General features: G+C 45.4%; 20 protein-coding genes. 7 read left to right on the top strand and 13 right to left on the bottom strand.

Annotated features, from left to right (window positions below; all coding sequences use genetic code 11):
• Positions 1-83 precede the first annotated feature (83 nt).
• The 7 genes from ACY3ZI_RS17975 to ACY3ZI_RS17945 are packed head-to-tail and all read left to right on the top strand — an operon-like array spanning position 84 to position 6,982.
• Entirely contained in the window at positions 84-1,082 is a 999-nt protein-coding gene (locus ACY3ZI_RS17975) for a 3-oxoacyl-[acyl-carrier-protein] synthase III C-terminal domain-containing protein (RefSeq protein WP_487375616.1), read from the top strand.
• The gene (locus ACY3ZI_RS17970; protein WP_211887011.1) at positions 1,079-2,086 is read left to right on the top strand and encodes an NAD-dependent epimerase/dehydratase family protein; all 1,008 of its coding nucleotides are present in this window, start codon (positions 1,079-1,081) and stop codon (positions 2,084-2,086) included. Before ACY3ZI_RS17975 ends, ACY3ZI_RS17970 begins: the two co-directional genes overlap by 4 nt.
• A complete protein-coding gene (locus tag ACY3ZI_RS17965) occupies positions 2,083-2,883 on the top strand; it encodes an MBL fold metallo-hydrolase (RefSeq protein WP_487375615.1) in 801 nt (266 codons plus the stop codon). Before ACY3ZI_RS17970 ends, ACY3ZI_RS17965 begins: the two co-directional genes overlap by 4 nt.
• Positions 2,880-4,157, top strand: a complete 1,278-nt coding sequence (locus tag ACY3ZI_RS17960; RefSeq protein ID WP_487375614.1) for a F390 synthetase-related protein — start codon at positions 2,880-2,882, stop codon at positions 4,155-4,157. Before ACY3ZI_RS17965 ends, ACY3ZI_RS17960 begins: the two co-directional genes overlap by 4 nt.
• Positions 4,154-4,768: a phosphatase PAP2 family protein gene (locus tag ACY3ZI_RS17955; RefSeq protein WP_211887015.1), complete on the top strand. Its 615-nt coding sequence runs from the start codon at positions 4,154-4,156 to the stop codon at positions 4,766-4,768. The genes ACY3ZI_RS17960 and ACY3ZI_RS17955 overlap by 4 nt, the downstream gene beginning before the upstream one ends.
• Positions 4,765-5,889 (top strand): sterol desaturase family protein, encoded by a 1,125-nt coding sequence (locus tag ACY3ZI_RS17950; RefSeq protein ID WP_211887016.1) that lies wholly within the window; start codon positions 4,765-4,767, stop codon positions 5,887-5,889. The genes ACY3ZI_RS17955 and ACY3ZI_RS17950 overlap by 4 nt, the downstream gene beginning before the upstream one ends.
• Complete coding sequence (locus ACY3ZI_RS17945; protein WP_211887017.1) at positions 5,876-6,982, top strand: fatty acid desaturase family protein; 1,107 nt, start codon at positions 5,876-5,878, stop codon at positions 6,980-6,982. The genes ACY3ZI_RS17950 and ACY3ZI_RS17945 overlap by 14 nt, the downstream gene beginning before the upstream one ends.
• A 38-nt stretch (positions 6,983-7,020) precedes the next feature.
• On the opposite strand, the gene ACY3ZI_RS17940 is transcribed toward ACY3ZI_RS17945, so the two are convergent.
• From ACY3ZI_RS17940 to aspA, 13 genes are all read right to left on the bottom strand, one after another.
• A complete protein-coding gene (locus tag ACY3ZI_RS17940; RefSeq protein WP_487375613.1) occupies positions 7,021-8,142 on the bottom strand; it encodes an SPOR domain-containing protein in 1,122 nt (373 codons plus the stop codon).
• A 68-nt stretch (positions 8,143-8,210) separates the two neighbouring features.
• Positions 8,211-9,326, bottom strand: a complete 1,116-nt coding sequence (locus ACY3ZI_RS17935) for a hypothetical protein (RefSeq protein WP_211887018.1) — start codon at positions 9,324-9,326, stop codon at positions 8,211-8,213.
• Positions 9,326-12,085 carry a fimbria/pilus outer membrane usher protein gene (locus ACY3ZI_RS17930; RefSeq protein WP_487375612.1) on the bottom strand — a complete coding sequence of 920 codons (2,760 nt, stop codon included), beginning with the start codon at positions 12,083-12,085 and terminating at the stop codon, positions 9,326-9,328. Before ACY3ZI_RS17930 ends, ACY3ZI_RS17935 begins: the two co-directional genes overlap by 1 nt.
• Before the next feature lie 81 nt (positions 12,086-12,166).
• Positions 12,167-12,973 (bottom strand): fimbrial biogenesis chaperone, encoded by an 807-nt coding sequence (locus tag ACY3ZI_RS17925; RefSeq protein ID WP_487375611.1) that lies wholly within the window; start codon positions 12,971-12,973, stop codon positions 12,167-12,169.
• Positions 12,960-13,727, bottom strand: coding sequence for a fimbrial biogenesis chaperone (locus ACY3ZI_RS17920; protein WP_487375610.1), 768 nt, complete (start codon positions 13,725-13,727; stop codon positions 12,960-12,962). The genes ACY3ZI_RS17925 and ACY3ZI_RS17920 overlap by 14 nt, the downstream gene beginning before the upstream one ends.
• A 13-nt stretch (positions 13,728-13,740) precedes the next feature.
• Entirely contained in the window at positions 13,741-14,319 is a 579-nt protein-coding gene (locus ACY3ZI_RS17915; protein WP_211887022.1) for a fimbrial-like protein, read from the bottom strand.
• Between the two features lie 21 nt (positions 14,320-14,340).
• Positions 14,341-14,922, bottom strand: a complete 582-nt coding sequence (locus ACY3ZI_RS17910) for a fimbrial protein (RefSeq protein WP_487375609.1) — start codon at positions 14,920-14,922, stop codon at positions 14,341-14,343.
• Positions 14,923-14,944: 22 nt separating this feature from the next.
• Positions 14,945-15,496, bottom strand: coding sequence for a fimbrial protein (locus tag ACY3ZI_RS17905; RefSeq protein WP_487375608.1), 552 nt, complete (start codon positions 15,494-15,496; stop codon positions 14,945-14,947).
• On the bottom strand, positions 15,480-16,205 hold the full coding sequence (locus ACY3ZI_RS17900; protein ID WP_211887295.1) for a fimbrial biogenesis chaperone: 726 nt from the start codon (positions 16,203-16,205) through the stop codon (positions 15,480-15,482). The genes ACY3ZI_RS17905 and ACY3ZI_RS17900 overlap by 17 nt, the downstream gene beginning before the upstream one ends.
• A gap of 84 nt (positions 16,206-16,289) precedes the next feature.
• Positions 16,290-16,832, bottom strand: a complete 543-nt coding sequence (locus tag ACY3ZI_RS17895) for a fimbrial protein (RefSeq protein WP_211887297.1) — start codon at positions 16,830-16,832, stop codon at positions 16,290-16,292.
• A 630-nt stretch (positions 16,833-17,462) separates the two neighbouring features.
• On the bottom strand, positions 17,463-17,801 hold the full coding sequence (locus ACY3ZI_RS17890; RefSeq protein ID WP_243699003.1) for a helix-turn-helix domain-containing protein: 339 nt from the start codon (positions 17,799-17,801) through the stop codon (positions 17,463-17,465).
• A 711-nt stretch (positions 17,802-18,512) separates the two neighbouring features.
• Complete coding sequence (locus ACY3ZI_RS17885; protein WP_036955939.1) at positions 18,513-19,835, bottom strand: anaerobic C4-dicarboxylate transporter; 1,323 nt, start codon at positions 19,833-19,835, stop codon at positions 18,513-18,515.
• A 140-nt stretch (positions 19,836-19,975) separates the two neighbouring features.
• A complete protein-coding gene (aspA, locus tag ACY3ZI_RS17880) occupies positions 19,976-21,400 on the bottom strand; it encodes an aspartate ammonia-lyase (RefSeq protein WP_036955941.1) in 1,425 nt (474 codons plus the stop codon).
• Positions 21,401-21,504 lie beyond the last annotated feature (104 nt).

Raw genomic sequence — 21,504 nt, 5'->3', positions numbered from 1 at the left:
TGCACTTTTTCCGATACCATGATGGCGGGTTATTTGGTAAATGAAGGGGTAATAAAGCAATAAACTACAAGAATAGGTAAAAAATGCTTAACCCCAACACGTTTGTGCCACTGAAAATTATTGCTTCTGGCATCGCACTACCCACACATAAAATATTGTCGATGGATTTGGATAAGCAGCTGAATAAGCCGAACGGTTACGTTGAAAAACGCTCGGGGATCCGCTGGCGCTACCATGCATCAAATACCGATAGCCAAGCGGAATTAGCCGCCGCGGCAATTCACGATGCATTAACTCGCCACAATATTGACCCTGCTTCAGTGGATGCCTTGATTTGTGCATCAGCTATTCCTGTCCAAGCCCTACCTTGTAGCGCAGCTCATATTCTCGCAAGTTCAGCACTTCATTCGGGTATTGCCTGCTTTGATGTGAATGCGAGCTGTGTGAGTTACTTATCGGCGTTGCAAATCGCGGGTGGGCTACTCACTACCCATCAGTATCGCCGAATTGCGATTGTCTCTGCGGATATTGCTTCTCGGGGGATCGACTGGGAGCATGAAGAATCTTCGCTTATTTTTGGGGATGGTGCGGCTTGCACTCTCGTTGAGCGCGGTGATGGGAATAGCGGCATTTTGGCATTTCGTCTGGAAACCTATCCTGAAGGATTAGATCTCTGTGAAATTCGCGCGGGGGGCACTCGTCGTAATCCACGTTCAGGGATGGAGCCGAGCGATTTCTTATTCCACATGAAAGGCAAACCTCTATTCAAGATGGCATCCGCCATGGTTGAGGATTTTATGGAGAGAATACTGTCTCAAGCGGGAGTGAGCTTAGCGCAGATTGATACGGTGGTTCCCCATCAAGCGAGCCACTTATCCTTGGAACATATGCGTAAACGCCTGGGTGTTACCGCCGAGCAGTTAGTCGATATCTATGCCACACACGGCAACCAAGTCGCGGCATCAATTCCTTCCGCGCTGCATGAAGCCATTATTACCGACCGTTTTTATGGCAAATCCCACGTAATGCTGGTAGGAACCGCAGCCGGTTTAGCGTTATCCGCACTGGTTCTTATACCATGAAAATCTTAGTCACAGGTGCGACCAGCGGGCTTGGGCGCAATGCCACAGAAATCTTGCTACGTGATGGGCATCAGGTGGTGGCTTGCGGGCGTGATTTAGCCATTGGTCAGGAATTAACGGATGCGGGGGCGACATTTATTCCCGTAGAACTGGCAACATTAACACCGGAAACCGCGCGGGAATTGATGGCGGGGTGTCAGGCAATTTGGCACTGCGCTGCATTGTCCGCACCATGGGGTGCGCGTGACGCATTTGAAGCCATTAATTGGCAAGCCACAAAAACCTTAGCACAAACTGCGGCAGAGCAAGGCATCGAGCGGTTTGTGCATATCTCCACCCCTGCAATCTATTTCAATTTTACCCACCAGCACAATATTTTCGAATCAACGAATAACACGCAATTTGCCAATGATTATGCGCGAACGAAGTTCCTTGCCGAGCAAGAAATTGCCAAGATAGTGCCGAATTATCCCTTAACCACCTTTGTGATTTTGCGCCCTCGAGGATTATTTGGCGCGCATGATCGGGTTTTATTGCCACGTTTGATGGCGCAAGTCCGCGCCCGTCATGGCAAATTGGTGCTGCCAGCAGGGGGAGAAAACGCCTTCGATTTGACCTACGTTGAAAATGTGGTGGATGCGATGATGTTGGCAACCCAAAAGCCGTTAAAAAGTGGCTCGATATTTAATATTACTAACCAAGATCCTCAACCGTTAGCCACCACATTAAAAATGCTATTTGCCCAAACAGGCACTGAGTGCCAGATTAAATCAGCTCCTTATTCGCTATTATACGGAGTGGCGTTCTGCTTAGAAAAATTGGCAATTATGCAGCGAAAAGAACCGTTATTAACCCGTTATAGCCTCGGTGCCGCTTATTTTACGATGATTTTAAACAATCAACGCGCTCAACAAGAGCTCGGTTACATCCCACGCTATTCCATGGCGGAGGGCATCTCACGCACTGTAAAATGGCTTAACGAAAATCAAGAGGGCAAACCATGATGAACATTCGGGTATTTGAAGTGGGATATTGCACCCATCCCGGCTGTGTTGCCCTCAAAGGTGCGAGTATGAAAGCGTGTAAATTCCCCGCGCGGGCATGGCTGATTGAGGGGCATGACCAGCGCTGGCTATTTGACACGGGGTATGCCGACCACTTTTATGACCATACCCGTGAGGGGATCATTCGGCTGTATCGAGCGGTTACACCGGTTTATTTTGATACCAAAGATGCTCTCGTTTCTCAGCTCAAGGCAGATGGCATCACGCCCGCTGATATTACTGGGGTGATTATTTCCCATTTTCATGGCGACCATATTGCGGGGCTACGGGATTTTCCTTCTGTGCCGTTAATCTGTTCGGGGGAAGGGTGGCAAAAAACGCGGAATCTAACAGGGTTTTCCGCATTACGTAAAGCCTTTGTGCGCGGGTTAATCCCTGAAGATTTCGAAGAAAGAGCACGATTTTATGAAGGTTTTGAGCGTATTGAGCTCCCTGAAGACTTAGCCGAATTAGGATTTGGCTACGCAATAAACCTAGAAAAAACCTTAATTGCGGTGCCATTACCGGGTCATGCTGCGGGGCATACTGGGTTATGCGTGGCGACGAATGATGGCTGGATCTTGCTGGCGGGGGATGCAGCATGGTCACCAACGAATTACCGAGAATTGCGCGGACCAATGGCGGTGGCGAATTTAATTATGGATGACCGCCAAGCCTATTACGACACGCTCAATAAATTGCATCAGATTGATAAGCGACAGATCCCGATCCAACTGTGCCATGAGGGCGAGCTGTGAAATTGCTGAAAATTCTGTGGTATTACTGGCAGGCTCGCCGACTGCGTTTTACGGATAGCGCAGCGCTAGAACGATATCAACAGCGAAAATTATCGGCATTTATGCAGCGTTTTTTACGGCGCAGTCCCTATTTTTCGGCATATTGTGAGCAAGCACTTACTCAGTGGCCTGTGATGAACAAAGCCTTGATGATGCAGCATTTTGACCGCATGAACACCCAAGGACTGAAAGTGGATGAGCTGCTTGCCTGCGCAAAACAGAGCGAATCTTCCCGTGATTTTTCCCCGACAGTGGGGAAATTCAGTGTGGGGTTATCGTCTGGGACATCAGGAAAACGTGGGGTGTTTGTGGTCAGCCCAAATGAGCAAGCTCGCTGGTCGGGAACCATGCTCGCTAAGATGCTACCAGATGGATTATTTGCCGGAGAGCGCGTTGCATTGTTTTTACGTGCAAACAATAACTTATATGAAAGTGTGAATAATCGCTGGCTCTCATTTCAGTTTTACGATCTTCTGGGGGATTTTGATGAGCATCTTGCTGAGCTTAATCAATGGCAGCCTACCATTATTGTTGCTCCTGCACAGGTGCTGGTGGAAATTGCAAAGCGCCAGCAACGAAATGAGTGCTCACTAACCCCAAAAAGGGTGATATCAGTGGCAGAAGTGCTAAATGCTGATGATAAAGCTCGGCTAAAAACTGTTTTTGCAGATGTGGGCGAAGTGTACCAAGCGACGGAAGGTTTTCTTGGCTGCACCTGCCCTCATGGCACATTGCATTTGAATGAAGCTTTTTTGCATATTGAAAAGCAGTGGATTGATGAACGCCGTTTTTCACCGATTATCACCGACTTTACGCGGCAAACTCAGCCCATAGTGCGTTATCAACTGGATGATATCTTGGTCGTTAAAGAGACCCCATGCCCCTGCGGTGATGCGCAAATAGCCATTGAACGCATCGAAGGGCGCAGCGATGACCAATTGGTGTTAACCAATCAACAAGGTGAACCAATAACCCTGTTTGCGGACGCCTGTAACCGAGTGATGTGTAATACGTTACCGACAGAAACTGATTACCGACTTCATCAACAGGGGCAGTTATTCACCTTATCCGCGGATTGTGAAGAAGCGGTACTATTAGGATGTAAGCAAGCACTAACTGACTACTTTGAACTGCAAGGCGCAGTGACTGAGCATCTTCAATGGCAGCTCAATACCGCCTTGCCTGTGACAGAGATGGCAATTAAGCGTCGGCGGATCATGCGGGAGGTATCATGATAACGTCGATGTCAGTGTGGCAGCGCGTGGGGTATTTACTATTAGGTTGGGGATGCGTTGGGTTTATCTACTCATTGACGGGGCATATTTATTCCTCCGCGCACGTTATTTCCCCCACGATAATTGATGATGTCATCGGTTATTCGCCAAATGCGATATGGCTTTATCTCTCATTTTTCCTTTTTATTCCTTGCGGTTATCTGCTGAGTTACGCAGAAAAAGTGAAGCCGTTAATGTGGCAGATGATCCTCTGTGCGGTGTTGTCTGGCGCGGTGTATTTGATTTATCCAACCACAGCCGAATTTCCTCAAAATATAGGGAGTGGATTGACTCAGCAGGCACTTGCCGGGTTATTGCAGGTGGATACGTCACAAAATATGCTGCCTTCGCTCCATGTATCGTTGACGTTAATTGCATGGGGGGCGTTGTGTCGAAAAGGCCAATTTTTGAGAAACCTCTTGTGGCTATTCTGGGCGTTGATGATTATTTTTTCTGTCTTAATGCTCAAGCGGCACCTATTTATTGATGTGGTTGGCGGTGCGGTTTGTGCGTGGATAGCGATAACGGTTGTTCGCTTATGGGCGGCTAATCCGTCACGGAGAGTGCGATGAATGAACTGACATTTCCCATTATCTTTATGGTGTTGATTGTGATGGTGGAAGCGCTGATTATTGCTCGCCAAAAGCGCGTTTCATTCAGTTGGCAAGATGTGGTTTTTAACCTTAATTCCGGGCATATCATGCTGTGGCTGTTCCGTGGATTAGAACTATTTTGCTACGGTTTTGTGGTCACGCATTTTTCTTTTGGTCTTACCGATAGCTGGCCAACGTGGTTGGTGTGGTTGTTTACGTTAATTGCTTGGGATTTAGGATTTTATTGGCTACATCGTTTGCACCATCGTTACCGTCTTTTGTGGGCCGTGCATGTGGTGCACCATCAAGGGGAGCATTTTAATCTCTCATTAGGGGTACGTAATTCGTGGTATTCCTCACTCACTTCGATTCCGTTCTTTCTGTTATTGGCGTTGATGGGCGTGCCGCTCACTGTTTTTATGACGATATCTGTGCTTCATTATACGATTCAATTTTTTAACCATAGCGGGTTAATTCCCCGTTTTAAATGGCTGGAATCATGGATGGTGACGCCGCATCATCATCGGGTTCACCATATAAAAACGGGTGGGTACGCCAATCGTAATTTTGGCGGTAGCTTTATTATTTGGGACAAGCTGTTTGGGACGTTTTCTGAATCTCCTGAAACACCGCATCAATACGGTATCGGTGGTGAAGCTGCTACCGAAAACCCACTGATAGACAGTAATCGCCCATTCTTGCGTATTCTGGGTGTGAAAAAAACGAATAAACCGGCCCATTCGCCTCGTTATCACATTGGAAAAATGGGGCTTGTAGGCGGGACATTGCTGTTGTTCACGTTGGTGATTGGCTATGTGTATCGCTATGGTTACGGTTTTAATGGAACGACCCTTGAGCAAATTGGGTTATTTCTGCTGCTGGCGGCGGGGACTGTCGCGTTGTCTGGCTTATCGAGCGGTTATGGTTGGGGAAAATGGAGCTGGTTTGTGGTGGCTAGCATGATGCTGTTATTGATCATCATTGCAGGCTGGTTGACGCCATTCTGGCTAGTGGTGGGTACGCTATTATGGTTGCACAGTGCTGCTGTGCTAATGGGCGTAGGAACAACGCCTGTGGATAGACGTGATGTACAAGCCTAAGCCATTACCGCCCCTCGCTTTTTGCCAGCGGGATGACTTGGCTTTTCACCGTGCATTGCAGCAAGCGGCGAAGGGGTATCTGCAAGAAAAAGGCGATCACCGCTTTGCCGATGGCAGGGTTTATCTCAAGAGTTTGACGCTGATTTTGGTGTGCTTAGGCAGCTACGGGCTAATGCTCAGCTCCCAAGGTGGAATACTGTTTTTTGTGGGTTATCCGCTATTTATTTTCTTTGCCTTATTGTTGGCGATTAATATGGTGCACGATGCCTCCCATAACGCCGTTTTTCAGCGAGGAGCACTTAACCGGATTGTGAACTTTTGGGTGACAATTCCTTTAGGGTTAGATCCTGATTGTTGGCGTGTGCGGCACATTGTTTTTCACCATTCCCATACTAATGTTCGTGATTATGATCTGGATATTGAAGAGAATTTTTTACTGCGCCAAACTCCATACCAACGCTGGTATCCGTTTATGCGTTGGCAGCATTTGTATTGGCCGTTGATAGCGGCAATGACGTTTCCCGCGCTGATTTGGGGCTACGATTGGTTTGACCGTTTTCATTTCACCCGCGTCGCGCCAAAAATGCGCTATCAAGGTGCGAAAGGTATTGGGGTATTTTTTCTGAGTAAGAGCCTGCATCTTGCCTTGGCCATATTATTACCCTATTGGGTGTTATCCCCGTATGGCATCGGTATTGGCACATTGTTGGGTGTTTATCTGCTTAGCCAAATGTTCGCGTCATTTATTTTTGTGGTGCTGATTTTGGGCACTCACTGGGCGAAAGCCACTTTTTATACCGCGCCAGATTCAGGGCGTATGGAGCAAGGGTTTTATACCCATACATTCTCAACAACCTATGATTGGCAAACCACGCCGAAGTGCCTGACATATTGGCTCGGTGGGCTGAATTTACATCTTACCCACCATTTATTTCCCAATTGGCACCACCGGCATTACCCCGCGCTCGCCCGTATTATTCAGCAAACCGCCGCACAGTTTGGTATGGATTATCACTGTGTCGATGCCAAAACCTTGTGGCGTTATCAGCAGCGGTTTTTAAAGCGAATGGGAACAGGAGAAGGAGTTAGGTAAGCGATAGCCGCCTACCTAACTGTCTACCTAACAGTGGGTTAGTTTAGCTCAGATTGAACATGTTGCAGGCTGCGCACCCACGGTTTATCCCGTTGAAATGCAGAGGGTAAGCTTGGTATGGCGTGTTTTGCGGCTCGGAGCGTTGGGTATTCGCCATACACTAATACATACCATTGGCGGTTATTTCTCACTGTTTCATAGACCAAATAATTACGTAGTTTATGTCGACGAGCGCGTTCATAAAGTCCTTCAGGGCTGCTTGCGCTGCCTAATTGTAATGTGTAATGGCGAGGTGGCGCTGAACGAATATCGCTACCTAAATTAGCATGCACAGGGGCTTGTTTCGCCACCGGAATCGTTACCTCTATCGGTTTGCTAGGCATATCGATTGGTGCTAATTCTATCTGTTCAGTTTCACCTTTGTGTTCTGATGGGGGCAATACAAGGGTAATGATCACTTCAGTTGGTTCTTCAGAAACGGTTTCATTTACCACTGACGCTGTTTGCTGCTGAATATGGGCTTTATGTGCAGCGGCGAGCATTAAGCGTTCACGGTGCTCGGCAATAGGTTGCCATATTTTAGTCATTTCCTTTTGCAATAGGCGCAATGTGGCATAAATCCGGTGCGGTCGGTGGTTGTTTAAGGCCTCCAGTAGCGCTTGATTTCCCTTAGCGGAGAGTTCGATAACGTTAACGTGTGGCTCCGCTTGAGCAGGCTCGGCAATTGGTAAGCTGATTAAGTTGTACGAATATTGCTGGCAACGTTGTTCATCAACCGCTTCTGTGGTGACACTGATATCTTCCTGAATGTCATTCAATGCCTGTTGCGCTCTTTCACGCACTTCGTTATTCGCACTGATGGCTTTTTCCAGCCACCAAATTGCGCAGGCTGAGTTTTGAGGACCTCCTTCACCTGTGAAAAACAGAATTCCTAAATGGTACTGACCGAGGGAATACCCCTGCAATGCGGATTGCTGAATATAGTAACGCCCTTTGGCGAGGTCGATAGGGACGCCATCTCCATTGATGGATTGCACACCCAGGTCGTGAATTTGTTCCAAGGATGTTGGAGATACTGCTGACAGCGCAGGGCGGCACAACAGAAGCGAAATTCCCATGAGCAATAAGGTGAAAACGCAGTGGCGGTGAATGGCTATCATGGCATTCTCATCGTTGAATGATAAAGGCTTAGTGGTTTGTGGTGAAAACCACTAAGCGGTTAGGCAGATTATTCCCAGTCAAGAGTGACGGTGGCGGTGGCAGATGCGGCGCCAGATTTAAAACCTTCTCCAAGTGCGCAAAGGCTAAAACGGTAAGGGACTTGATGTGGACCAACAGTGAGCTCACCTAAATCAACGATATGTGCGAGGGGCTTACCGGTTGTTAGACCAAAATTTACACCGTTACTATCGCAAGGGGGATAAAGAGACTTAATGGAGGCTCGTATGGTCGCAGGTGCCACCTCTCCAGTGGCATCCATCGTCATTTTTAAGTCGTTTGTATAACCTTGAGTGTTTCCCTTAAGTGTTAATTTAGCGGGAGCATGAGCACCATTATCTCCAGTGCAGTTGATCGTAAAATTCCCATCAACTACACCTAAAACATCCTTACGAGCCCCTCCTGGTGTACCAGTGGTATTGCCTTCCCAATCCCAAATGTTGACTTTACCAAAATCAATTTTAGGTGGAGTATTGATGGTGCATTGAATTGGTGGTGCAAAGGTAAAAGATGGGTTTTTCACAAGATAAATTCTCATCAAACCAACTTCCAGCCAAATCTCACCATTATATGAATACGTCTTATTAGGTTTTACGGAATTACTTAGGTATAGAGATGCTCGTAGTTTAGTGGCTGTAAAATATTGGGTTTGACTACTTTGTTGCTGATACAGATATTTTTCTGCAAATACAGCTCTATATTTATATAAGCCCGAATTTGTTGTAGTTTCAAGGTTATATAGCCTGGAGGCGGCGGTCGGGTCACTTTTATTATTATACTTAACATTTATTTCATAAGATCCTGCCTTAGCATTAGAGTCTCCGGATAATGTGAATACCACACCAGGCTCAAGGACTACACCATAATAGCCATCAACGGAACCCCAAGAGCTTCCGTCAATATTGGATAAAACTTTTCCGTGAATATTACCTCCTATATAGTTTGTCCCACTCATACTCTCTGATTTAGACACTTCAGAACCTTCCCATACTAATCCCAAATTTTTAAACTCTGGGTTACTTGGGAATGTATTACTGTAACTAACCGCTGTAAATACATTGTATATAATTAAACCTGCTGCGGCTGACCACACTTTTCCCCAGCGTTTTTGATTGTTCAATTTCATTATTTTTCTCCTGCTGGTGACTGTAACCAACGTGTTTTATTGGGTGTTTGATGTAAAGATTCGATGTTTTCCATTGGAGCAGGTACCTGCAGAGCAGTTTGGGATGTATTCGATACCACAGGCTGAGCCTGCTGTTGCCCACTCACACAGCGATAAGAGACTTGGCGGATTGGCATATCGGCTGAAACGTCAACATGGCGCAAATCGAACTTCACCTGACATTGCTGTGCGGCTGTCTCTCCCCACTTCACCAACAATTCTCCTGTTTCTGGTAACCCCGTCAGGTACACCTGCCCTGCATCCCCCACAATGCTGCTAATGTTGTCAGCGTTGCTATCGGAAATTAAGGTGGCAATCGCCCCAAATGGCACATATTTGGCACCCTGTTTTAAGGTCATTAACACTTGATAGCCGATACGGGTACGGAAACTGGCTTTCACCACCGCGCCTTTGGTGGGGTAAACGTTGGTATTGGATTGCGGTAAATCGACATTTTCAGGCAGTGTGCTTGGGTCTAAGCCAATGCTGTTTTTGTTATAGTCGGAAAGATAAGGCGCCACCGCATAGCCACGCCAATCCGTGACAGCAGAACCACCATTAACACTGACCCCTTCGGCGCTCGGTGCACTGATCAGCGCGACAGAATCCCCCATAGAGCGGCTTAAAGTCAGCCCTTCGGAATGGAGTAATGCGCCGCCGCTGGCGTTCATATTGATTGACTGGGCATTATTGCTGTAGCTATAACCCGTGCTGATACTGCCTTTATCACCTTGGTAGCCCGCATTCAGGTTGGTGTTGGCAATTTGCCCCTTATTTCCCCAGCTTTGTGACGCGCCATAAGACAGCTTGCCATCCATAAAGCTGCCACTCAGACCACTATTATTTTGCGTGCGCCCATTTTGGTCATGGCTCATGGAGTAGGTGGCATAAATCGACTGCAAATCACGGTCTTGAGTAAATACACTAAACGGCACGCTTAAGTTGAAGGAGAGCTGGCGGTTTTCCGGCCAGTGATTACGACTGTCTTTCACGCGGTCGATATTGTAGTTCACACCGTAACTGACCCCTTTAAAGCTGTTGCTGTAGCCCATGGATAAACCCGTTAACGTTCGGCTGGTGCCCCAGTAATCATCACGGTTAGCGCGAAAATGCAGTGAGCCATACTGTTGCATCTGTTGGCTGAGTTGGGTTTGGAAGCTGCTACGACGGCGCTGTAAAGTCCACGGGCTAAGACCCTCTTCAAGGCGATAACCTTGGCTGTTAAATTCGCTGAAATTATAGAAATGCTCCGTGGAGTAACGTAATGCGGTTAAATCCACCGACGTGCCTGTTGCCATTAAGCTTTTTGAGTAACGGATACGGTAAGATTGCCCGGTTTTTCTCTCACTGGTGCTAGCTACGGGGTTGGAATAAGTAAATTTCGCCGATGAGTGAGTGACGTCCGTGGAGACGGCACCGAAGTCACCTAAAGAGACCCCCGTTCCCACACTCAGAGATTGATAATCTTTTGCCAGCAAGGCGCCGCCATACACCGTGACATCGTTATGCAGCCCATAGACAGCGGTACCGAGAATAAAGTCAGAGCGGCGTGAACTGGTGGTCAAGTTGCCATTGTAACGACCGGAGGCCACTTCGTATTTCCAGCCGCCGGGGCGTAGCATCACGGGTAAAGATGAGTAGGGCACCACAAACTGGCGCTCAGAACCATCGGCTTCGGTGACTGTGACGTCATAATCCCCGGATAAGCCCGCTTGCTGGATATCATTGATATAAAAGGGACCCGGCGCCACATAGGCTTCATACACGATATTGCCATTTTGGCGGATAGTGACGCGGGCGTTGCTGTTGGCGACGCCACTGATCGCCGGCGCATAGCCGCGTAATTGGCTTGGCAGCATCTGCTCGTTAGAAGTCAGCTGCACGCCCTTAAAAGGCACACCATCAAACACATCGCTGCCCGTGCTGCTTTCACCCACTAACAATGTCGAGCGTAATGCCCGAATATCCCGTGATAGGGTGGTATTGGAAAAGTAGGTTTGGGTGTTGGTCGTGGCCGATTGGTTCTCGCTCCCGCTGTATTCGAAACGGGAATGGGTGAGGTTACTGCGCAGACGCCACGGCCCTGCATTGGCGCCCAATCGTGCGGACGCAAATACGTTGGTATTTTGATTTTTTTTGCCGTGGTCATAGCGGCTCGTGGTGCGACCTGCACTGACGTTATAGTTCGCCATAAGCGCAGGAATGCCATCGTCCCATAATGACGGATCGGCATTACGATTGACTTGAGATTGCATCGCCACTTGCGGCACGCTGATATTTAATCGTAAGCGTGACAAATCTAATCGGGTTGTCGCTTGTGGGATCAGGGCGCCTAAATCTGAAATAAACTCGCCGTTAGGTAAGTCTTTCAGGACAGGGATTTGCGACACATTGACCCCAAAGGTGTCGAGCTGCTCCGGGGTTAATTCCGGTGCGATTTCACCGTGGGCATTTTTGATAAAATTAAGCGTAAATTGCCCCACATCTTGTTGGTTCACAAATACGGAAACGGTGTATTCCCCTTCAGCAACGCCACCGGCTTGTGAGAAGGCGGATAAATCCACGTCTGTGTTTTCACCTGCAACCCCTAAAAAACTGGGGTCAAAGTAATCTTCGGCCTGTGTTGGCGCGACCGCCAATAGCAATACACACGCCAGCGGGTGATAACGGAAAAAAGGGTTTTTTGGCTGGTGTTCAGCAATTTTATGGGCTTTTTTCATGGTCTTCCTTTATCTTGCGAATGCAAGAATCCCCCCGTTGCCAATGCGCATCGGGTGAATGGGTTTATCTGTCGGTTGTGGTTACATTGCTGAGAGTTGGCGTGTTCTCATTGTGTCGGTTCCGCCATCGTCTTCCATGAGCTGCCAATGAATGTCGTTTGCGACATGACTGGCCTCAAGGGGCCATTGCGCCTCCCCAAAAGGGGGGATCATTCGTGAGGAACTTAAATTCAGAGCGTTCTTCCCCACAGACAGTGATGCTAACGTGACATAAAAAGGCGTCGGATTTTTCAGGGTTAGCGTGTTTTTTGTACGCTGAAATTGCAGCTGCTCAGCGATATTGTCGAGATGATGTTCTGGTAATCCCGCGGGGCGATAAAACAGCTTCAGATTATTTTGTACGGCAAGGATCATTTGCGCGCCTTCAGCCGTCTCTTTTGACTGGGCGGGGATTGCAGTCAATGACAATTGCGCAATCGACTCTTTATCTTGCGCGAGTAAATGATGCTTTTGAAGGATGCGCAATGTGAGTGTTTCGCCCGGTTCGAAGCGTTGTAACGGCGGTAAAGCAATAAATGCCGTCAGGTTTTCATCGGCTGCTTCGGGATTCTCGTTCGCCGTTTTGCTTGATGAATTTCCTTCCCACGGTAATAGGCGCGCCTGCAATAAATACGGTATCGCCGTATTATTGGTGATAGTGTACGTCACCCCATTTTTGGCATCGTGGGGGTAGATAATACGGGTTGAATGCAGTGTCAGCCCATTAATTTGGTCTTGGATGTTATTTCCCCATGCAGTCTGGGTAAAAAGTGAAGCCAATAGGGCAATCCCGCCAATCAGGCGATATAACGCAGGTTTTTTAATCTTCAATAAATTAATGTTGTTCATCGCGAATATCTCCTGATTGAACCGTCCCCTGATACGCGGGGCTCATATCCCCATAATCCGTAATCACTCTCCACTCTGCGTGTGTGGCGCCGCCTTTGACGGGGTAAGTTTGGGTGGAGAAGGGCGCAATCATCGGCCCCAGTTCTCGTACATCAATGGGGTGCTGACCCACACTCAATTGCGCCAACGTGATGTAATACGGTGTTGGGTTACGGACTTCAAGCTGCTGACCTTGCTGGCGAAACGTCAGTTGGCTTGAGGCGGTTTCGACGCTCATGGGTAACCCTTTTGGGCGATAAAACAGTTTGATAACGTTGCGGATCCCCACCGAAACTTGCGCACTGGTCATTTCACCTTCGGAGGCACTCGCTTTTGTGGTGGAAGGGATCGCTAATAAGCTTAAATAAAACACGGATTCTCGGTCTGTCGGCAGCTCCGCAGTCCCATTACGCACAATGAGCAGCGTGCTTTGGCTCTCTTTTTCTAAGCGAGACATCGGTGGTGTGACAATAAACGGGGGCGCGGGTTTGTGGGCATTCCCCTCTGGCGTATTGAGGACGTCAGCTTTGATTAAGTAGACCTGCGGGCTGCTATTTTTAATGGCAAGTTTTGTATTTGGATTGGCAGCATCAAAGACGACGCGCGTTTGAGCTAAACGCAGCCCGCCTTCTGCAGCGAAGGATAGCGTCGAAAAACTGCTGCATATCAACAAAATAATCAGAGCGCGATAGCCAGAGAAACGATTTGAAAACATACTTATTACCCAATTAGTCATATAAGAAGCTAAACGTGACGGTTGCGGTGAGTTCACCATTTTGTAAATTGTCACTGGCGGTACAGGTGCCGCAGGCTAGCTCGGCAGTAAAATCAAGCGAGCTATTTAATCTCGCCACATCGCTGGTTCCACCTGATGGCCATGTTTTGATGGTAATCGCCTCATTGCCAGGTTTTGCGGTATTGTCATTAGCATTGAAAACATTATTCCCCTGGGTGGATAGCTTAATGCCATAGCCTTTTGTGGTGCTGGATGCATCGGCATACAGCGGTTCATTGTTATCCGCGGTGAACGTATTTCCTTTGACCGCAATTCTGGGGGTTAAAAAATAGCCCTGGCACCCTGAGAGGGTTAACCTGAATCCGCTACGTTGCGGACTTTTCAGAATTTCATCGTAGGGCAGTGGTGCGCCATTGTTATACGTGACGGTACTTGGCACTGTCACATCGCAGCTACCGCCATAAAAAAAAGCGGAAAAGGAGAGGGTGGTTGAGGCACTGCCTGCCTGTAATTCACTGGCTGGTAATAGCAACCCTACAATCACGCTAAAGAAAGAAAGTTTTCGTATCATTGTTATTAACAGCCTTCAAAATCAGTTATAGAAAAAATTAAATGTTAATGAGGCGGTTAACTCGCCACCTTGTAAGTCATTGGCAGTACAGGTTCCGCAGCTGACGGTTGCCTTCAGTGGGATGGTTCCATTCAAGGTACTGGCAAAGGTTTTATCCCAGTTTGTGGTGGTCAATGCCTTGATTTCTTTATCCGTTGCCAAGTTGTCACTTTGGTTAAAATTACTGTTACCGTCTGTGGATAATAAAATGCCATAGCCTGTACTGGTGCTGCCGGCACTCACAAACAGCGCTTCACCGGAGTCACTATTGGTGTCCCCTTCGATGGTTATCGAGGGTTCTAACCCGTAACCCTTACAGCCAAGAATGGTGAGATCAAAAGTTTCGCTAATATCGCTGGTGGTGGTGATATCTTCAGCAGGAATCAGATCCCCGTTACGAATAGCAACAGTCGGGGGCGCGGTAATTTGGCAGCCACCGCCGACAATGCTGGCACTGATTTTAGTGGTGGCCGAGGTTGCCGCCATTGCGGATTGCCCCAGACTTGCCGCATACAATGCGGTGGGGATGAGCAGGGAATAGAGTGACGTTTTAGTCAGTGTCATGATGAATTCCTATTTTTAGGTCTTACTGAAAAATAAGGTTAAACGTCAATGAGGCTGAGAATTCACCGGGGATAGCCTCCCCATCCACTGGCCCCACTAAACCCACGAGAAAAGTCTCTTCGGTTTGGTGATGGTTATCTTTGGTCAGTGGTGTTAAGGCAATCTGTTCACCGCGTTTAAAGGCTTTGCTTGTGTCATAAAAATCACTCAGGGAGAGCGGGGAGCCATCACTGAGGCGTAACATAAACCCTGTACTGTTTGGGGTTCCATCCAAGAAAATGGTGCTTTCGTTATAGGGGGTATTTCCCTGTAACGTAATTTTTGGGGTCAGATTTCCCGTTTTATCCACACAGATAAATTGCGCTTTCAAGGGCTTAATTTGATGCGTGGTCACCGCGCCTTGAAAATCGGATGTGCGCATTGGTGTAAATTGCAATGAGTTAGGAATGCGAATCTCACAACCAACATCATCGGTAATGACGGCTCTAACCTCGGTCTTTTCGGCCTGTGCTAGGTGCCATCCGCTAAGTGACATTGCGAAAAATACAATCAGTAATTTATTGAATTTGCGCATGAAACTCGTCCTTTCCGCCATAGTCATTAATGGCTTTCCATTCAACCGCGCCTTGTCGTTGAACGTGGGAATAAGTGATGCTGCTAAACGGCGCAATCATGTTATTTCCCTTTGCTGAGCTCAACTGAACGGGTTTATTAGCAATTTTTACGCTGTCTAATGTGATGTAGTACGGGGAAGGATTAGACACTTGAACCCCATTCGTCATACTTGAAAACTTCAGCGATTTCATTGCTTGTGGCTGAGTCATGCCTAAATGATTCGGGCGATAAAACAGCTTGATGATATTTCCCGTCGAAACTTGTACGGCGCCATCAATATTATTTTGTGGGGTATTCAGCCCTTTTTCGCTGGTTGGCATGGCTACGGTACGAAAATAAAAAACAGATTCTTTATCTTGTGGGAGCGCCACGTTCTTTTTCATTATGCGGACTTGATTCGTGGAACCAGACTCTAGTCGGAATAACGATGGCGTCACCATAAAGGGAGTCTCACCATTGTCGCCATAGGGAGTTTTCAAAATCTGTGCTTTGACCAAATAAGGCGTAAGTGATTGATTCGAGCTGGTTATCCCCACACTTTTTCCGGTGGCGTTATCACTTTCTGAAAAGATAATTCGAGTGGTGTCGATAGCGATCCCTGCGATCGATGAACCAGATAGCAATAGCAAGCCACCGCAGATCCCTTGCATAAATCGGTTATTTCGCATTTGTCTATCCTCATAGTCTTCGTGGCCGAATGTAGGTAAGACGGAGCCCGCCTTACCTCAATCGACTGAGTTAATTAAATCGAATTAGTCAACGATATAAGCCACTAAGATAGGTGCGCTGTAGGAACCTGCTTCAGGTGTATCTGTTGTCGTTGCCATACCCACTTTGAAGGTGTATTGCGCGGCAGTTTTGCCTGCGCCAATTTCAACCTTTGCACCGTTACCGTTAGTGATGCGGTTATTAGCTTCATCTTCAATCATAAAACCAACAGTTTGTGAATCTGTTGCAACAAAGATGTCTTGCTCGTTGTTACCGACAGAAGTGATCCCTTGAATGATTAAGTTACCTTCCTCACCCTCAGCACAACCCACTAAAGTCACTGGCATTTCAGCGGTTGTAGAGGACATTGTATTGACAGCGGCAAAGTCTGAACCTGCACCCACAGACGTTTTTAAAACACCCACGTTTAAGACTGATTTACCGCCATTGATGGTGACATCACAGGTCGTGTTGGTCAGGATCCCTTGCAGAGTCACTTCTGCAGAAGGTGCAGCCATTGCGTTTAGGCTTAAAGCTGACAGGCTCATAAATAAAGCAGTAGAAAGTGCCGTTGTTTTAAATGACATAATTAGTATTCCTATTTGTCCAAAGTTAAATAATTAAATTGATGGTATAAAGGTCGCATTCCATGACTTATTTCGTTATAGATATATATACGTATGATGCCGATATTATCTATTTACCTAGGCTAAATTTAGGTTGAATCAGTTATAAACATTCAATTTAAAGTTTCGCTAATTTCCTTTATTCCATTCCTTAGATATAAAGGGGATACTCTCTTGTTCTAAAAAAGAGAATATTACCTTTATTCTTAGTGCTCGATTTATTATTCGCTAACCTATAATAAATAAGCGTGAAAAGTAGGGCGCCATATGAATAGAATGGCGCTCCTTGGATTTATTGGAGTATTAATTTCTCTATATTTAAAAGATTAATTTCTTTACATGTATTTAATGGCTAAGTATAAATAACTATTTAGGTGGTTAGATTAAGTTCTCAGCTGTGCTGAAATAATTTAAATATTTAATATATTTATCATTAATACGATAAATAGGGATTTTAAAAATATTTTTATTTATAAAATCATGTTGTTATTGGTAAGGCTCCATTGGAGTAGGGGTATTGCTATAATAAAAATAAAAGTTATTCTTTATTGTTAAGATATAATGAATTAAACATGTAGGGAAAATATATACCTACTTTATAAATGAGCTACTTAACAGTGAGATATCTTTACTGCCAACACTGCTTAGCTTAAATTTCATTATGGAAACTCGAATAACTGCTCTATCCAAAAAGTCCTGAATAGGCATTTTTAGTACATTTAAAACCTGTACTAGCATATCTATTGTAATGTTGCAGATACCTCGTTCATAACGAGAAACTTGCTGTTGAGATATATTCAATAAATTTGCTAAATCTTTTCCACTGAGCGAGCGACGCTTTCGTAATAAATAAATTTCATAACCCACTGCTTTTGTATAAATAGTTATACCCTTCTTGGATGAAGGGTTGTTACCGTCTGTTTCTTTCATTGTCTGCATTCCTTCCAAACAGCATCACTTAATAAAAGTCGTATTTAGGTGAATACGAAGGATTGATGAAAACGTTGTGTGAGGAAATTATTTCACTCCGTTTTCTTCTAACTAATTTACGTGACGTTTTTTATAAAATCAAATAATGCAAATATAGTTAAATAGCCGAAAATTTTAAATTAAACACATAGGGTGAGTAATATAAAATAATAAAGCTAGCGTTAGGTGGTGCTAAGAGGAGTAGGCTCTTTGAGAGCATCTTTATTAAATAGTGATATAATCTTGTTTAATTCATTATCGGTATATAATAAAGAATATAATTCTGATTTTTACATTTATTAACAACTGGTCACTAAATTGTGACGCATCAATCCTTTCTTGCGCTCAAAATCATCTTTTTTTATGTATTAATTGTTATTTTTCATTGTGTTATGTGATTTATTTTTAGCATTTAATTCAATTTTAAATATGACAAACTGTTTCAGTTTGTTTAAATGAAAAGAATTGTTCTATTTTGAATGGGTTAATTTACTTAGTTGTAAATACTTAAATTTAAGCGTGATTAGGTTGCTTTTTTCTTTAATAAGATAAAGTCAGCTTAATTGTTATCTATTTTAGATATTCTAAATGGGTGGCAGATTTAGTGCAGATATAAAAAAACCGTGACTAGAAAGCCACGGTTTCTCTGTTCCTAAGTCATTGCATTGATGACTACAGGATCATACCGCCGAACAGGAAGCCGAAGGTAACGGCCAGTGCCACAGCGATGGTACCCGGAATAAAGAATGGGTGGTTAAAGACGAATTTACCGATGCGAGTTGTACCAGTGTCATCCATTTGTACTGCCGCAACCAGAGTTGGGTAAGTAGGCAGGATGAACAGACCAGATACGGCTGAGAATGAAGCGATAGCGGTTAATGGGCTAACGTTCAGTGCCAGAGCCATCGGCATCAGAGCTTTCGCTGTTGCTGCTTGAGAGTACAGAAGCGCAGAACAGAAGAAGAAGATAACCGCTAACATCCATGAGTGTTCGTGGATTAAGTCACCCGCAGTTTCTTTGATCCAATCAATGTTGTGCTGTACGAAAGTATCACCTAACCATGCAACACCTAAGATACAGATACATGCGCTCATACCTGCTTTGAAGGTACTAGAGTTCAGGATTGCATCAGTGTTTACACGGCACAGTACAGTGATTAACGTAGCCACAGTCAGCATGATAATCAGGATAGCGTTAGTGGTGTTCATCAGTGGGGTTGCCACAATGCCTAAACTTGGGCTGTTGATGATTGCGTAGCAAACTACACCAACAACGCCGAGTAAGAACAGCAGAACTGACGCTTTAGCACCTGGTTTGATCTCTTTAACTTGGCTACCGCGCAGTTCAACTAAACCTTCAGCTAAACGTTTTTGGTAGATTGGGTCATCAGACAGTTTAGAGTTAAATGTCCAAGAGATAATGAAAGACATCAGGATGATAGCTAAGAAAGTTGCTGGTAATAAAATACCTAACAGCGTGATATAGCTAACGGTGTTACCAGCGCCAACCATTGCTGGGTTTTCCATGACAGATGCCATGTAAACAACCGCCGCAGAAATTGGAGATGCTGTGATACCAATCTGAGCTGCAACAACAGCCGTAGACAGTGGGCGACATGGTTTCACGCCTTGTTCTTTAGCCACTTCTGCGATAACTGGCAGAGTTGCTAATGAGATATTACCTGTACCTGCGAACAGAGTCAGGAAATAGGTCACGATAGGGGCAAGGATAGTGATGTATTTTGGATTGCGACGCAGTAGTTTTTCTGTTTGAGCAACCAAGTAATCCAAACCACCCGCAATTTGCATTGCAGAGATGGCGGCAATAACTGCCATGATGATAGAGATTACGTCAAAAGGAATGGTTCCCGGTTTCACGCCAATTGCAGCGAGTACCAGAACACCAAGGCCACCGGCAAAACCGATACCTATCCCTCCAAGACGGGCCCCTAAAAAAATGGCCAGCAGAACAATGACAAATTCTACGGCTAACATAGTGTTTACTCCTCGACAAAAATGAAAATTATGAAACTGTTATGTTAATTATTTGTGTGTGCATTCATGAAAAAAGGCACGCTATCCGGTGGAAAGTCGTGCCCTTATTCTTAAGAATTATTTATGCTAAACATAAATAATTAGTCGTCAAATCTTTTTGCTTTATATGCTGGATGTTTTAGGTTCTCAACAGAGAAGATATCATCCAGTTGCGCTTCGGTCAGCAGTCCGCGTTCTAGGACAACTTCACGTACGCTCTTACCTGTTTCTGCACAGATTTTACCCACGATATCACCGTTGTGGTGACCGATGAATGGGTTCAGGTAAGTTACGATACCGATAGAGTTGAATACAAACGCTTCGCAGATTTCTTTGTTAACAGTGATGCCGTTAACGCATTTTTCTACTAAGTTGCGGCATGCATTGCTCATCAGAGAAATGGATTCGAACATCGCTTGACCGATTGCTGGTTCCATTACGTTTAATTGTAATTGACCTGCTTCAGCAGCCATCGTTACACAGATGTCGTTACCCATAACTTTGAAGCATGCTTGGTTAACAACTTCAGGAATTACTGGGTTAACTTTTGCTGGCATGATAGAAGAACCTGCTTGTAATTCTGGCAGATTAATTTCTTTCAATCCTGCGCGAGGACCAGAGGAAAGTAAACGTAAGTCGTTACAGATTTTAGACAGTTTAACTGCTAAACGTTTCAGGCTAGCGTGAACAGTGATGTAAGCACCACAGTCAGAAGTTGCTTCGATTAGGTCTTCTGATGGTACGCATGCTAAACCTGTTACTTCTGCTAATTTTTTAACAGCCAGTTCTTGGTAACCAGGGGCTGTGTTCAGGCCAGTACCGATAGCAGTTGCACCTAAGTTAACTTCGAGCAGTAAATCGATGCTACGTTTCAGATTTTTTTCTTCTTCTTTAAGAAGAGTTGCGAAAGCATGGAATTCCTGACCAACAGTCATTGGTACTGCGTCTTGTAATTGAGTACGACCCATTTTCAGGATGTCTTTGTACTCTTCTGCTTTACTTTCAAAACCTTTTTTCAGGTAAGTAACAGAATCGATTAATTTCAGAACAGAGTTATAAACCGCGATACGGAAACCGGTAGGGTATGCATCGTTGGTAGATTGGCTTTTGTTCAGATGGTCATTTGGGTTTAAGAATTCATATTCACCTTTTTTATGACCCATCAGTTCAAGACCGATGTTTGCCAGAACTTCGTTGGTATTCATGTTCAGTGATGTGCCCGCACCACCTTGGAATACGTCAACTGGGAACTGATCCATGCATTTGCCTTCATTCAAAACAACGTCACACGCTTTGATGATGGTATCTGCGATATTACGAGGAATAGTGTGCAGTTCTTTGTTAGCTAGTGCGGCTGCTTTTTTTACCATTACCATGCCGCGAATAAATTCTGGGACATCGTTAATGGTGCGGTCGCTGATATAAAAGTTTTCAATCGCACGCAGAGTATGAACACCATAATAGGCATCAGCTGGAACTTCTTTTTTACCTAACAGGTCTTCTTCGATACGAGTATTGTTTGACATGAGAACCTTCTTAATTAGATTACAGTTACTGTCCGTTTATGCGCTTTTAAAAATATATCCTAAAACTAAACTTCTAGGTGATTACCACCTATTACTCCTTTATC

Source organism: Providencia sp. LY12 (assembly GCF_057621555.1).
Note: the sequence above shows the minus strand (reverse complement) of the source record. Positions and strands in the feature narration are given on the sequence as shown.